Source organism: Desulfofundulus sp. JL263-se (assembly GCF_056316025.1).
The window spans coordinates 2,337,501-2,351,229 of record NZ_CM149993.1 but is presented as its reverse complement, the minus strand read 5'-3'; the positions used below and the strand labels follow the sequence as shown (position 1 = coordinate 2,351,229).

General features: G+C 45.6%; 12 protein-coding genes and 1 rRNA gene (1 of these 13 running past the window's edge). 9 read left to right on the top strand and 4 right to left on the bottom strand.

Annotated features, from left to right (window positions below; genetic code table 11):
* Nucleotides 1-77 precede the first annotated feature (77 nt).
* The 5 genes from ACX4JR_RS12185 to ACX4JR_RS12165 all read left to right on the top strand — a co-directional run bounded on the left by ACX4JR_RS12185 (nucleotide 78) and on the right by ACX4JR_RS12165 (nucleotide 3,507).
* Nucleotides 78-260 (top strand): MoaD/ThiS family protein, encoded by a 183-nt coding sequence (locus ACX4JR_RS12185; RefSeq protein WP_476058313.1) that lies wholly within the window; start codon nucleotides 78-80, stop codon nucleotides 258-260.
* A 27-nt stretch (nucleotides 261-287) separates the two neighbouring features.
* Complete coding sequence (locus ACX4JR_RS12180) at nucleotides 288-1,220, top strand: PP-loop family protein (protein ID WP_476058312.1); 933 nt, start codon at nucleotides 288-290, stop codon at nucleotides 1,218-1,220.
* A gap of 66 nt (nucleotides 1,221-1,286) precedes the next feature.
* On the top strand, nucleotides 1,287-1,634 hold the full coding sequence (locus ACX4JR_RS12175; protein ID WP_476058311.1) for an MTH938/NDUFAF3 family protein: 348 nt from the start codon (nucleotides 1,287-1,289) through the stop codon (nucleotides 1,632-1,634).
* Between the two features lie 69 nt (nucleotides 1,635-1,703).
* The gene (locus ACX4JR_RS12170) at nucleotides 1,704-2,405 is read left to right on the top strand and encodes a tRNA (adenine(22)-N(1))-methyltransferase (RefSeq protein WP_476058310.1); all 702 of its coding nucleotides are present in this window, start codon (nucleotides 1,704-1,706) and stop codon (nucleotides 2,403-2,405) included.
* Entirely contained in the window at nucleotides 2,389-3,507 is a 1,119-nt protein-coding gene (locus ACX4JR_RS12165) for a Nif3-like dinuclear metal center hexameric protein (protein ID WP_476058309.1), read from the top strand. Before ACX4JR_RS12170 ends, ACX4JR_RS12165 begins: the two co-directional genes overlap by 17 nt.
* A 101-nt stretch (nucleotides 3,508-3,608) precedes the next feature.
* Here ACX4JR_RS12165 and ACX4JR_RS12160 read toward each other — a convergent pair whose 3' ends face one another.
* Nucleotides 3,609-4,754 carry a (Fe-S)-binding protein gene (locus ACX4JR_RS12160; protein ID WP_476058308.1) on the bottom strand — a complete coding sequence of 382 codons (1,146 nt, stop codon included), beginning with the start codon at nucleotides 4,752-4,754 and terminating at the stop codon, nucleotides 3,609-3,611.
* A 384-nt stretch (nucleotides 4,755-5,138) separates the two neighbouring features.
* On the opposite strand from ACX4JR_RS12160, the gene ACX4JR_RS12155 reads away from it, so the two are divergent.
* The gene (locus ACX4JR_RS12155) at nucleotides 5,139-5,720 is read left to right on the top strand and encodes an AAA family ATPase (protein WP_476058307.1); all 582 of its coding nucleotides are present in this window, start codon (nucleotides 5,139-5,141) and stop codon (nucleotides 5,718-5,720) included.
* A gap of 46 nt (nucleotides 5,721-5,766) precedes the next feature.
* Here the strand turns inward: ACX4JR_RS12155 and ACX4JR_RS12150 are convergent, their stop codons facing one another.
* The 3 genes from ACX4JR_RS12150 to ACX4JR_RS12140 form a co-directional block, all read right to left on the bottom strand.
* Entirely contained in the window at nucleotides 5,767-6,291 is a 525-nt protein-coding gene (locus tag ACX4JR_RS12150) for a GNAT family N-acetyltransferase (RefSeq protein WP_476058306.1), read from the bottom strand.
* Nucleotides 6,292-6,628: 337 nt separating this feature from the next.
* Complete coding sequence (locus ACX4JR_RS12145) at nucleotides 6,629-8,440, bottom strand: NADH-dependent [FeFe] hydrogenase, group A6 (RefSeq protein WP_476058305.1); 1,812 nt, start codon at nucleotides 8,438-8,440, stop codon at nucleotides 6,629-6,631.
* A gap of 208 nt (nucleotides 8,441-8,648) precedes the next feature.
* Nucleotides 8,649-9,899, bottom strand: a complete 1,251-nt coding sequence (locus ACX4JR_RS12140) for a nickel pincer cofactor-dependent isomerase, group 22 (RefSeq protein ID WP_476058304.1) — start codon at nucleotides 9,897-9,899, stop codon at nucleotides 8,649-8,651.
* Nucleotides 9,900-10,114: 215 nt separating this feature from the next.
* Between ACX4JR_RS12140 and tyrS the strand changes: the two genes are divergently transcribed.
* The 3 genes from tyrS to ACX4JR_RS12125 all read left to right on the top strand — a co-directional run.
* Nucleotides 10,115-11,332 carry a tyrosine--tRNA ligase gene (gene tyrS, locus ACX4JR_RS12135; RefSeq protein ID WP_476060551.1) on the top strand — a complete coding sequence of 406 codons (1,218 nt, stop codon included), beginning with the start codon at nucleotides 10,115-10,117 and terminating at the stop codon, nucleotides 11,330-11,332.
* 167 nt (nucleotides 11,333-11,499) lie between these two features.
* Entirely contained in the window at nucleotides 11,500-12,156 is a 657-nt protein-coding gene (yunB, locus tag ACX4JR_RS12130) for a sporulation protein YunB (RefSeq protein WP_476058303.1), read from the top strand.
* 372 nt (nucleotides 12,157-12,528) lie between these two features.
* Nucleotides 12,529-13,729, top strand: a 16S ribosomal RNA gene (locus ACX4JR_RS12125); it runs 350 nt beyond the window's last position.

The window sequence follows — 13,729 nt, the reverse complement described above, 5'->3', positions numbered from 1 at the left end:
ACACCGGGCTGTACTTATCTTGTGTTTAAAATTGATTTAACATAGTAGTTCCAGGGAGTGATAGTGTGAGGGTAATAATGCGCAGGGAACAAACCGTAAAAGAGATTTCCGGTAACCATACGGTAAAAAATATTCTTCGCATGTTGAACATTAATCCGGAAAACGTGCTTGTAATGAAGGATAAGCGCCTTTTAACCCCTGATGTAATGGTGAAGGATAACGAGGAAATAGAAATTTGGCCGGTGACTTCCGGGGGATAGAGCTTATGTAGGGGAGGTTATGCTACAGTGAAGTGCAGAATATGCGGAAAACTTGCTTGTCTGGATATACGGCGGCATAATGCCGCCTTTTGTCCCGAGCATTTGCTGGAACACCTGGGGAACCAGGTGGAAAAGTGCATTCGCAAGTTTAAAATGTTTACCAAAAGGGAAAAGATATTGGTGGCTGTATCGGGGGGCAAGGATAGCCTGGCCCTGTGGGATCTTTTGCTTGAAAAGGGCTATGCTGCCGATGGCCTGTACATTGACTTGGGGATTGATGAATATTCCGCTGCTTCAAGGGAAAAGGCCCGGGTTTTTGCCTCGGCCAGAGGGGCACTTTTGAAAGAAGTTTCTCTGGTTAAATTATATGGTGTCGGTATTGGTGATATTGCCAAACGTAACCGCAGAACTTATTGTTCTGCCTGCGGACTGGTAAAGCGGTATATTATGAACGTGGTTGCGGAAAGAGGAGAGTACGCCGCCGTGGCCACAGGGCACAACATGGATGATGAGGCGGCGACTCTGTTGGGAAACGTGCTTCACTGGCAAATAGGCTACCTGGAAAGGCAATCTCCCAACATGCCGCCCGATGAGAAAGGACTGGCCCGCAAGGTGAAGCCTTTATGCCGGCTTACGGAAAGGGAAACAGCGGCTTACTGCCTGTTGAAAGGAATTGACTATATACTTGAGGAATGTCCCATGTCCGAGGGGGCCCGCTCTCTTTTGTACAAGGAAGTTTTAAACCGGCTGGAAGAAGTTTCTCCAGGCACAAAGGAACACTTCTACCACGGTTTTCTGCGTAACGGTAAGCTTTACTTTGAAAAAAGGCAGACTAAACCCGAACTGGTAAAGTGTAAAAAATGCGGCCAGCCCACCACCGCTGCAATATGTAATTTTTGCCGGCAAATGGAAAGAGCGGGGCTTGATCCCCTGCTAGTTCAGCAATATTTGGGAAAATAGTAAATGAATTAGCAAAAGAGAAACCCGTCTGCCCAAACTGAATTTTCCTTAGTCGGAGGCGGAAATATGCCTTTAAAAATTGAATCTTTTAGCTTTGGCAGGATTTTTATTGGTGCCGGGGAATATACTTCTGACCTCATAATATTTCCGGGTGAAGTGTACTGCCCGTGGTGGCGAAAGAAAGGCCATGAGGTTTGTCCCGAAGATGTGGGGAAAGTAATAAATTTCGCCCCTGAGGTGGTGGTTTTTGGAATGGGAACCGGCGGCCTTGTGAAAGTACTTCCTTCTACGGTGAGAATGCTGGAGGATAAAGGGGTTAAAGTATTAATTGCACCTACGGACAAAGCCTGCAGCTTATATAATGACTATTGCGAAAAAAGAACTACGGTGGCCTGTTTACACTTAACCTGCTAATTTATTGAGTACAGCGGGAAGTACCGGTCCAAAGGTCAGGTTATTATTAGTGCAAGGTAGTGATGGCTTATGCAGCTTTCCCGAAGGTTAGCTGCTCTGGCACAGCATGTACCCCGAAATTCAGTTGTGGCAGATATAGGTACAGACCACGCCTATTTACCGGTTTACCTGGTCCGAGCGGGGATTTGTCTCCGGGCTGTGGCCAGCGACCTGAATTCCGGCCCCATAGAATCGGCCAGGCAAACAGTGTGCTCCTATGGACTGGGGGAAAAAATAGATATACGGCAAGGGGATGGCCTGGAAGTTTTAAAACCGGGTGAAGTGGATGTAATTATCCTGGCGGGCATGGGAGGAAAGTTGATAGCCCGTATATTGGAGAAAGGTCCCGAGGTACTGAAAAGTGTATCACGTCTTGTTTTGCAGCCTAATAATAATGCGGGGGCACTGCGCAGCTGGCTGGTGGAGAACAATTGGGGTATTGTGGATGAACAGCTTATACAAGAAAACAGAAAGCTTTACCCCCTTATCGTATCTGTAAGGGGACGGGGAAGCTTTCCCAAAGATCACTTTTCTTTCGAAATCGGGCCCTGTCTTTTACAAAAGGGAGGATTGCCGCTTAAAAAACTCCTGGAGCAAAAAAATAAGGAATACCTGCATATTTTAGAGGGCCTGTCCAGGAGTTCGGATCCAAAAGCGGCGGAAAAAGAAAAAAAGATAAGGGAATTAATAGAAAAGGTAAGGGAGGCCCTGTGTAATGTCCGTAAAAGCTAAGGAGCTGGTTGCCCTTATGGAAAAATTGGCGCCACCTGCCCTGGCTGAAGGCTGGGATAATAGCGGGTGGCAGCTGGGCGACCCGGCAAGCGAGGTCAGCAGGGTAATGGTAGCTCTGGACGTTGATGAGCAGGTTGCGGAAGAAGCGGTGGAAAAGGGTGTACAGCTGATAATTTGTCACCACCCCTTGATTATGAAGGGCCTGAAAAATATTCGCCTGGACAATGCCGCGGGACGGCTTATAGGCAAGTTAATTCAATCAGGGGTAGGGGTTTTTGCCGCTCATACCAATTTGGATATTGCGGAAGGCGGGGTAAATGATATACTGGCTCAGAAATTAGGACTTCAGGATATCCGGGTGTTGCAGGTGGTAAAAAGAGAAAAATATTTTAAGCTGGTGGTATTTGTTCCCCCGTCGCACCTGGATGAGGTCATGGAGGTTTTGCGCCGGGAAGGGGCGGGCTGGATTGGTAATTACAGTGACTGTACCTTTCAGGTGAAGGGCACAGGTACGTTTCGCCCGGGAGAAGGTACCAATCCGTACATAGGAAAGCAAGGTCAGCTGGAGCGGGTTGAGGAAATCCGCCTGGAAACCATACTGCCTGCGGCAAATACGGACAGGGCAGTGAGGGCCATGATAGATGCCCATCCTTATGAGGAAGTGGCCTATGACCTTTATCCCCTTGCCCAGGAGGGGCCGGCCAGGGGTCTGGGACGAGTGGGGAATTTACCTTCCCCGGTAAAATTCACCGAATTGATACAATTGGTGAAGAAAGCTTTGAATGTTCCTTATATCTGCTACGGCGGTGAGGGCGAAGAATTTGTAGATCGGATTGCTGTGTGCGGGGGCTCGGGGGCCGATTTATGGCCCGTTGCCCGGGCTATGGGGGCAGATGTATTGGTAACAGGTGATGTTAAGTATCATGCAGCCAGGGACATGCTGGCGGAAGGGATAAAATTTGTGGACGCGGGTCATTACGGTACAGAGAAAGTAGTAATTGAGCTTTTAAGTAATTACCTTAAAAAACGTGTTCGGGAAAAAGGGATGGATGTAGAAGTTCTACCAAGTAAAAAAGGATTTGACCCATTTCGTATAGCTTAGCTTGCAAAAATTGGAAAACTGCAAGAAAATTTCGTAAAAAAAGAGAGAACGTGGTTATCATCCCACGGTTCTCTCTTTTCGACTAAATAAAATTATTTGTTTTAAATACTCTCGGCCAATATCTGGCTAATGTCCTTAACCGCAATTTCTTCATCTTTATTGAGGTTCTTGCAGCTGTCTTCCAGCATTACTATGCAGTAAGGGCAGGCAGTGGCAATAATTTCCGCTCCCTTGGCAGCAGCTTCTTTGACTTTTACGTCGGAGAAGCGTAAGCCGGATTCGGTTTCCATCCAGATGCGGGCACCGCCGCCCCCGCAGCAGAGGCTGTATTCCCTGTTATCATCGTAATCCATGCACTGCAGTCCCGGTACCGCCTGTAAAAGTTGTCTCGGCTCTTCGTATATCTTGCTGTGCCTGCCAAGGTAACAGGGATCGTGGTATATAACTTTTTTAGCATTGGAAGTGTTAAAACTTAGTTTACCTTCCTTAACCAGTTGGGCTAACAGTTGAGTATAGTGGACGACTTCGAACTTTCCCCCCAGTTGCGGATATTCTTGGGTAAGGGTATAGTAACAGTGCGGGGAAGTGGTAATAATTCTTTTTACTCCTTTTTCATTAAAGAGGTTAATATTATATTCCGCCAGGTTGGTAAATTCTTCTTCGGCGCCAATTTTTCTCGTAGCTTCCCCGCAGCAACGTTCTTCATTACCAATTACTCCGAAACTTACCCCGGCTTTTTGCAACAAAGTTACCACCGAACGGGCAATTTTCTGGCTGTCATAAGCAGATGTACAGCAAACATATAATAGATACTCGTGGTCTTCAAAAATGGGTACTTCCATGTCCTTTATCCATGAAATACGTTTATCGGAATCCTGGCCCCACGGGTTTCCGTTGCTGTTAATGCTGCCCACCACAGCTTTTAAATTTTTGGGTATACCACCGGTTTCAGCGACAACCGAGCGCATTGCCCTTACTAGATTAACAACATTTACCCCCCGCGGGCACTTTACTACACACTGGTTGCAGGTGGTGCATGCAAAGAGCACATTGTCATTTTCAAAACCTTCTATTCCCATCCGCCCCATGTGCAGCATTTTCCGAATAATAAATTCACTTTCCTTTTCCATTTTGCCCCAAGGACAGCTTCCGGCACACATACCGCACTGCAAACACAGGGTAATATCTTCGCCACCCATTTCCTGGATGACTTCCCTAACCTCATCGAAATAAGTTATAGCTTCCACTGCTGTTCCTCCTCTCCCCACGGAAGAAAGTGTAAAAAATCACATATCTTTATATGCCTTTTACTAATTATTCGCCAAAATTTTCTTAATTTCCTGCTTTTTAAAATATAAAAACCCATTCTTAAAAAAAATTATAATTATTCCATATTATTTTACCTGTTGTATGGAAAATCTTTCAAAGAATTTAATTTTATTTTCCTACTTTTAGTATTTTTTATCTCACCCTAATTGAAGCTTATTGTCAAAATAACTATCCCTGCTATTATAACATACCAGTTCAGTTAAAGCATTCCTGCAGCTAATTTGGTCAGGCAGGAAATTAGAGTTGGGTGTCGTAATTTTTATTTTAATTAAAGAAATAAAGTTTTGGGGTGGGGTGACCTTTTGAAAAAAGACAAGCCGAAAAAGATAGCTATTTTGGGCGGGCCCGGCACCGGGAAGACAACCCTTTGCAAGCAGTTGGATGTTGATTACAGTCTGGCCGGTTATGTTAGCAGTGTTTGTCTGGAATTTGCCAGGTCCTACATTGCCTGGTATGGGCCTCCGACTACCATTTTTGAACAGTTTTTGTTGTATGAGGGACAAAAGAAAAGGGAAGAAGAGCTTAATTACTGTGATATAATTTTCTGTGACAATGCTACCATTTTAAATTACGTATATGGTTTAATGTCCTGTAATTTCAAAGATCCAAAAGAAATATATGCCTTAATGAAATTATTCGAGTGGGCCATGAAGGATTTGCCTGAATATGAAGTATTCTATATACCCAGGGAATTTGCCATGGATAAAGATGGAATCAGATATCAAGACGAGGAATTTGCCCATATGGTGGACCAAAAGATTAAAAATTTCCTGGATATTATGAATGTACCCTATTGTTTGGTCCAAGGAGACTTGGAAACAAGGGTAAAAATAGTCAAGGAAAAGATTGGCTTTGTAAATAAGCGGCAGAATGTTAAAAAATAAAAGCGGTAAAAAATGTCGAACCCCGGTGCGAGCCGGGGCTTTAAATTTACATGATTATAGACTGTTGATAGGTAAGTTCTTCAAAAGCCTTTAAATGGGCATCGGTTACATTTTTCCCAAACCGGACCATGAGCATATTGGCCGGATGTTCTAAAATTTCCGGGTCATCGGTATGGCGCCTTTTAAAGCCGACGCTGCCAAAAAGTTTTTTAAGCATTTTTTGATATCCCCATATATCCAGGCCGCTGCCTTCAATATCCCAATGCCAGTAAAACTCTGTGGTTATGACGATGTATTCTTCCAGTTCCGGATTCTTAAAAGCTTCCTTAAGGAGTTTCGTTGCGAGTCCCAATTGTTTCCAATCCTTACTTATCTCAATGGCTCCCAGTTCCAACATGCGGGGATGTTTGCTCCACCTGCTGTATTGGTTGGGGTAATGAAACAATACATAGCCTATTATCTCGTTTTCATGTTTTACTATATATACAATACCTTCCGGCAGGTCAGCCACAAGCATCAAAGCTTCTTTTTGCCTGGAGGCCCTGCGGAAGTTATTAAGGTTTTTATTCATATTAAGACCTTCAATAAATTCCTTAGTTACTGGTCCCAATATTTCAACCCGACCTTTGGGTGTATCAAATACCGTCATAGTCACCACCGTTTTTTATTTAAAAATAATATGAAATAATATAAAATATTCTGACAATGTTAACTTAAATCCTCCTCTCAAAATCAACTAACATTTTTTAACATGATTCATGGGGAACGGTAGAATGCGGCCTGTACAAAAAATAAAAATTAACTATTAATCTTAATTATAACATAGTCTTTCAAGGGATAAAGGGAAGCTGGGAAAAATTCCATTCAAAAATAAAAAATACGGGGCCGAAATTTACCTTCCCCGTTTTTTAATGGAACATTTTCTTTAAAGCGCGTCCCCTGGGGGTGTATTTTACGTGGAGTAGTTCTTTTGCCTTTTGGCCCAGGGGCTTACCCAGGTAGGTTTCGTAAAGCTCTTTTACCGCCGGGTTTTCATGGGCCCGGCGCTTCTTTTTATCCAAGTCAATGGTGTACAGGGCGGTGGCCCGCTTGCGTAATAATTCTGTGGATTGCTTTCTATCCCTTTTTCCTATTAAGGGTTGCCCGCCGCCACCGATACAGCCGCCCGGACAGCCCATTATTTCAATAAAGTGAAATTTATCGCCGGCTTTGACCCGTTCCAGCAGGCGGCGGGCGTTTCTGGTACCGTGGGCAATCGCCAGTCTGATCTTCCTTCCCCCAAGCTCTATGGTTGCTTCCCGTATGCCCCGCATTCCCCGTAATTGTTTGAACTCTATGCGCCCGGGCATTTCTTCTCCTTCGGTTAGGGCATATGCGGTTCGGATGGTTGCTTCCATAACACCGCCGGTGGTGGCGAAAATGTTACCTGCCCCCGTAGTCATTCCCAAGGGCTTGTCGTATTCTTCTTCAGGAAGATTTTTAAAATCTAGTCCTGCCTCTTTAATCATGCGGGCCAATTCCCTGGTTGTTAAGACAAAGTCCACGTCCCTGGTGCCCCTGGTGATCATTTCCGGCCTAGCCGCCTCAAATTTCTTGGCTGTGCAGGGCATGATTGCTACCACCACCAGTTTATGGGGGTCAATGTTTTCCTTTTCAGCGTAATAGGTTTTAACGAGAGCGCCCAGCATTTCTTGGGGAGACTTGCAGGTGGAGAGGTTATCGACGAATTCGGGATAAAAATGTTCGCAAAACTTTACCCACCCAGGACTGCAAGAAGAAATCAGGGGCAGTTTCCCCTTACCTTCCAATCTCTCCAGCAATTCATGGGCTTCTTCCACAATAGTTAGGTCGGCGGCCAATGCGGTGGAAAAGATCTTATCAAATCCCAGCCGGCGCAGTGCCGCCACCATTTTACCCGTCACTACGGTGCCCGCCGGCATTTCGAAGAATTCTCCCAGGGTAACCTGGATTGCCGGCGCAGTTTGCACCACCACTATTTTGTCGGGGTCGTTTATGGTATCCCAAACCTGGTCGATATATTCTTTTTCAGCCAGGGCTGCGGTTGGACAGACCGTTACGCACTGTCCGCAGGCAATACAATCCACTTCGGATAAATCCTTCATAAATGCCGGTCCAATCACCGTTTTAAACCCGCGGTTTCTGGCCGCAACGGCATTTACACCTTGTATTTCCCTGCAAACGGCCTCGCACCTCCGACATTTGATACATTTATTATAGTCTTTTACAATAAATGGGTTTTTGTTGTAGATTGGATATTTTATTTTTTCTCCTTTTAGGCGTATTCTGCGTACACCCATCTTTTCAGCCAAGTCTTGCAGCTCGCAGTTTCTGTTTCGTATGCAATTAAGACAATCTATTTGGTGCTCCGACAATAGTAATTCCAGCATGCGCCGCCGGGCGTTACGGGCTCGCCGGGAATTGGTATAAATTTTTAAGCCCGGTGTTACCGGGTAAACGCAGGATGCTTGTAGTTTTCTTTGCCCGTTTTGTTCCACTTCCACCAAGCATACCCGGCATGAGCCAGCCCTGTTTATATCTTGGAGGTAACACAGGCTGGGGATTTCTATACCTGCATATTTTGCTGCTTCGAGCAAATTTGGTGTGTCTGAAGGCACTTCCACCAACCTGTTATTGATCCAGAGCTTTATGGTATCGGTTGCAGGACCGGTTTTTTCTTTATTGGTTAGGGCGGTTTCCAAAAGTTTGCACCTCCTGTCTTCTTAAGCGGAATTTTTTTTATTGTTTATCAGGGAAGATATTTTAATACTCCGAAAAAAAGATATCGTTTTTAACCGCGCCTTGGCCCTGCGGCTGGTTTGCGATATTATTTTTTGTTGCGTAAAAAACTATGGGCCGTAAAATAAAAAACCGCCTGGTATGAAAATACCCGGCGGTATCGCTATTTTTCTAAAATGGCAATAAATTTCCGGAGCTGTCAAATTCCATTTCCGCAGGTTTTTTAATTAACTGAATCCGGGGATTGGCCACAATTTCATCAAGCACCGAGTTTGAAACCTGAATTTCAGTTAGGTTCAGGGTATTTTTTATCCGTATAATCCTCGCCTTTTGGAAATCTAAATGTCCAATGCTTTGAAGGGCAGTGCTGATGGCCTCCCGATCATTTTTCAGGATTATGGGTATCATAGCCCGCTGGGTGAAGGTGGCGGTTAAAGTATTTTTATAGGTGATTTTAAAATCGATTTTATCTACCAGCCTGCGGGTGGTGAAGTCAGCCAGGCCAATGCCGTTGGCGTTACCGTTACTTTCGGGGCTCAAATCCAAAACGGCAATGCGTTTTATTTTTGGGCTTTCAGGCTCGGGCATCCCTTGTATGCGAAGTCTTCCAATAATATTTGTATCCATGCCTGTACCGCTGAAATTTTTACCCATCTGGTCTACAATTAAAAGGTCAATTTCATTTATAGGGAGGGACGGCATGGCTTGGCGGGCTTTTTCCAACAACAAGGTTTCCTTTTCCCATAATTCTTCCGGCAATACAGAGGCTATTAGCTGTGTTTCTTCGTAGGCGTTTTCAATTATGGCCATTCCCATAATAATGGGTACGCGCTTCATTATTTCTTTGGCTATTTCCGGAATTATTTTGGACAGGGCCGGGGCTCCGGCCCTGTGAATGACTTCGGCTCCCGCGGGCCCTCCCAGGCCGACGGCAATCATTTTATGGATGCCGCTTTCTACGGGCCCATGAAAGGATGTATGGGGCTTTACCCGGTTTACAACTATTATGCCGTCGCAGTTGAGGGCTGCGCGGTTTATATGTACCGGAGTACCTTCATTTGTGTACCCTAGAAGGATTCCTTCGGTTTCGGGTATAATTGTGGTACCCATGCTTTCTTCGGTTATTCCGAGTTTATGGAGAATTGCCAGCTGACCTTCCGGGGTTCCCCCACCGTGACTTCCCATGGCAGGTATTAATACCGGGCGGGCACCCGCATCTTTTACGGTTTTTACTATTTCCCGCAATATATTTACTATATTAGTTATTCCCCGGCTTCCGGCGGTAATGCCGATTGTTTGGCCGGCACGTATTCGACTGTTAAGGTTAATACTTTGCAATTGGGATTGCACGGAAGCTTCAATATCAGTTATGCGTTCTGCAGGAAATTTTTGTCTAACAGTTGCCATTAAGGGTAAGGACATCGCTTTTACCTCCAAGTACATTTTAATTACAATTATTTTCATAAGGTGTAAAATATCCTGCAGGATAAAATCTTTAAAAAACAAGAAACTTACCTCTTTATGGGTTTTGTCAACTTGCTTCCTTACGGTTACGGCAGGGGTAATATTGTAAAATTGTTATACTGTTTGGTATAATCATAAGAATTGATATGCAGGAATGGAAAGGGGATAGAGAAATGTATCCGGTGGAGAAACAGCTGGAAATAATCAAAAGAGGCGTTGCAGAAATTACGCCGGAAAATGAATTGGTCGATAAATTAAAACGTTCGGTGGAAACCGGGAAGCCTTTAAAAATAAAGCTGGGCCTTGATCCCACCGCCCCTGATATTCACTTAGGCCATACCGTTGTATTGCAGAAAATACGCCAATTTCAAGAACTTGGTCACGAAACAATCATTATTCTCGGCGATTTTACCGCACGCATAGGTGATCCTACCGGAAAGTCAGAAACCCGCAAACAGCTCACCGAAGAAGAGGTTAAAGAAAACGCCAAAACTTATGAAAAACAAATATACAAGGTTCTGATACCAGAAAAGACCAGGCTGGTATTTAATAGCCAATGGCTTAGTAAGTTGAACTTTGCCGATGTGATTGAATTGGCTGCCAAATATACCGTAGCCCGAATGCTGGAGCGGGATGATTTTCATAAGCGCTATCATGCTAACCAGCCCATCAGTATACATGAATTTTTCTACCCTCTTATGCAAGGTTATGATTCCGTAGTCTTAAAGTCCGATATTGAATTGGGGGGTACAGATCAAAAATTTAACCTTCTCATGGGGCGCCATTTACAAAAGGAATACGGCCAGGAACCCCAGGTAGCCATTATGATGCCTATAATTGAAGGCCTTGACGGTGTACAAAAGATGAGTAAAAGCCTGGGGAATTATATAGGTATTGATGAGCCGCCGGAGGAAATGTACGGCAAAACAATGAGTATACCCGACGAGCTTATGATAAGGTACTTTACTTTGCTTACCCCTGTGCCACTTGAGGAAGTGCGTAAAATTGAAGCTGGGTTAAAAGACGGCAGTGCACATCCCCGGGATGTAAAGATGCGGCTGGCCCGGGAAATTGTAGGTTTTTATCACGGGGCGAGTGCTGCCAGAGAAGCCGAGGAATACTTCAAAAGGGTTTTCCAAAAGCGGGATTTACCGGAAGATATACCGGAGTTTCATGTTCCCAAGGAAAACTTGGAGGCCGGGGAAATATGGTTGCCCAAATTGTTGCAATTGGCGGGTACCTGTTCCAGTACCAGTGAGGCAAGGCGTATGATACAGCAGGGAGCGGTTAAACTGGATGGGAAAAAGGTTAGCGACCCCGGTATCAGGATTAAGCCAAAGCCGGGAACGGTAATTAAAGTAGGGAAAAGGAAGTTTTTAAAACTGGTGTAGCTTAATTTAAATATAGTTATTTAAAGGAATTTTCTACCGGGGGCTGTATTAGCAGTGCCCGGTTTTTTTATGAAAGTATAAATGTCTCAAGCATAAATTATATTATAGAGAAACTTTCTTATTTTATTTCGGTTTACCCCCATACTTTAGTTTGAGGGGGGATTCATTTGTTTAAACAACCGCGGCCAATAAAAAAGATAATAATAACTTTAATGGTTATTGCCCTTTTAATCAGCAGTTTTTTGTTTTTGGACCGGCGTGTACGGCCCGCGGTATATTCTATTGCCGAGGTTGAAGTAACTCAAATGGCCGTGGATGCCATAAACAGGGCGGTTCGCAGTGAAATAGCCAAAAGTAACATTAGCTATCAAGATTTCATAACCTGGCAAAAGGATAATCAGGGGCGGGTAGCGGTCATGCAGGCCAATACGGTGAGGGTCAATCAGGTACAGGCGGACATGGCCCTGGAGGTGCAAAGAAGGTTGCAGGAATTACAGGGAGAAACTATTTCCGTTCCCTTGGGACAAATTTTGGGAAGCTTTATACTGGCGCACTGGGGACCTAAAATTAATGTTAGAATTACACCCATTGGTACGGTGGATGTACAAATAGATGACAAGTTTGAGCATGCAGGGATAAACCAAACCAGGCATAAAATATATCTTGATTTTACTACAATGGTCCGCATATGGATTCCGCTGGAAAGTGCCGAGGTTAAAGTGGCCACCCGAGTACCGGTGGCAGAAAGTATTATTGTAGGAGATGTACCGCAAGTAGTGGCTGATTTTTCAGGCAGTATTTTCGGTAATCTTGCCGGCAGGTAAAGAAATTGTATGAAGAAATGAATAAATGAAAAAAAGAAAGTTACAATATAAATCGAATAAAAAGACACAACTTTCCTCTTGCATTTAAATCTGTTTAGTGTTACTATGTTTTTCACCGGCGTCAAGCTGGGGTTAAAAAATTACAAAATTTTAGAGTAATGTGTCGAATGCAGGAAAATTTACCCTACAACTTTTAGAAATTTTTTTTAAAAGGTTTCCTGAAATTGCTATTGACAAGTGAAATTTTCTTTGATAAATTATATTACTGCCGGCGGCAAGCCGGCAGGGGAGGGAAAAGGTCTTTGAAAACTGAACAGTGACCCTGGTTTTGATAGAGCCCTTGGAGGTAAGAGATTAAACTTTCCGGATAAATAAATGGAGAGTTTGATCCTGGCTCAGGACGAACGCTGGCGGCATGCCTAACACATGCAAGTCGAACGGGGCAGCCTTTGGAAGTCCTTCGGGACGGACGGGGGAGTGCCTAGTGGCGGACGGGTGAGTAACGCGTGGATAACCTACCCGGAAGACCGGGATAACACCGGGAAACCGGTGCTAATACCGGATGAGCTTTTACTGTTGCATGGCAGTAGAAGGAAAGGTGCGGGAGCGCCGCTTCTGGATGGGTCCGCGTCCCATTAGCTAGTTGGTGTGGTAAAGGCGCACCAAGGCGACGATGGGTAGCCGGCCTGAGAGGGTGACCGGCCACACTGGGACTGAGACACGGCCCAGACTCCTACGGGAGGCAGCAGTGGGGGATTTTCCGCAATGGGCGAAAGCCTGACGGAGCGATGCCGCGTGAGCGAAGAAGGCCTTCGGGTCGTAAAGCTCTGTCCAGGGGGAAGAAGAGGTGACGGTACCCCTGGAGGAAGCCCCGGCTAACTACGTGCCAGCAGCCGCGGTAACACGTAGGGGGCGAGCGTTGTCCGGAATTACTGGGCGTAAAGCGCGCGTAGGCGGCCGAGCAAGTCAGGGGTGAAAGCCGGCGGCTCAACCGCAGGAGTGTTCTTGAAACTGCTCGGCTTGAGGGCAGGAGAGGGGAGTGGAATTCCCAGTGTAGCGGTGAAATGCGTAGATATTGGGAGGAACACCAGTGGCGAAGGCGGCTCTCTGGCCTGGACCTGACGCTGAGGCGCGAAAGCGTGGGGAGCGAACAGGATTAGATACCCTGGTAGTCCACGCTGTAAACGATGGGTGCTAGGTGTTGGTGTCGCTGAGGCATCAGTGCCGTAGTTAACGCGATAAGCACCCCGCCTGGGGAGTACGGTCGCAAGACTGAAACTCAAAGGAATTGACGGGGGCCCGCACAAGCGGTGGAGCATGTGGTTTAATTCGACGCAACCCGAAGAACCTTACCAGGGCTTGACATCCCGCGACAGCCGTAGAGATACGGTTTTCCATAGTGATACTATGGGCGCGGAGACAGGTGGTGCATGGTTGTCGTCAGCTCGTGTCGTGAGATGTTGGGTTAAGTCCCGCAACGAGCGCAACCCCTACCTCTAGTTGCCAGCACGGGAGGGTGGGCACTCTAGAGGGACTGCCGTTGACAAGACGGAGGAAGGTGGGGATGACGTCA

What these genes read in the sequence shown, in the direction of transcription:
- ACX4JR_RS12140 (WP_476058304.1), bottom strand. Translation starts at nt 9,899, where the DNA reads ATGTCCTTACCCTTAATGGCAACTGTTAGACAAAAATTTCCTGCAGAA.
- ACX4JR_RS12185 (WP_476058313.1), top strand. Translation starts at nt 78, where the DNA reads ATGCGCAGGGAACAAACCGTAAAAGAGATTTCCGGTAACCATACGGTA.
- ACX4JR_RS12165 (WP_476058309.1), top strand. Translation starts at nt 2,389, where the DNA reads ATGTCCGTAAAAGCTAAGGAGCTGGTTGCCCTTATGGAAAAATTGGCG.
- ACX4JR_RS12170 (WP_476058310.1), top strand. Translation starts at nt 1,704, where the DNA reads ATGCAGCTTTCCCGAAGGTTAGCTGCTCTGGCACAGCATGTACCCCGA.
- tyrS (WP_476060551.1), top strand. Translation starts at nt 10,115, where the DNA reads ATGTATCCGGTGGAGAAACAGCTGGAAATAATCAAAAGAGGCGTTGCA.
- ACX4JR_RS12175 (WP_476058311.1), top strand. Translation starts at nt 1,287, where the DNA reads ATGCCTTTAAAAATTGAATCTTTTAGCTTTGGCAGGATTTTTATTGGT.
- ACX4JR_RS12150 (WP_476058306.1), bottom strand. Translation starts at nt 6,291, where the DNA reads ATGAATAAAAACCTTAATAACTTCCGCAGGGCCTCCAGGCAAAAAGAA.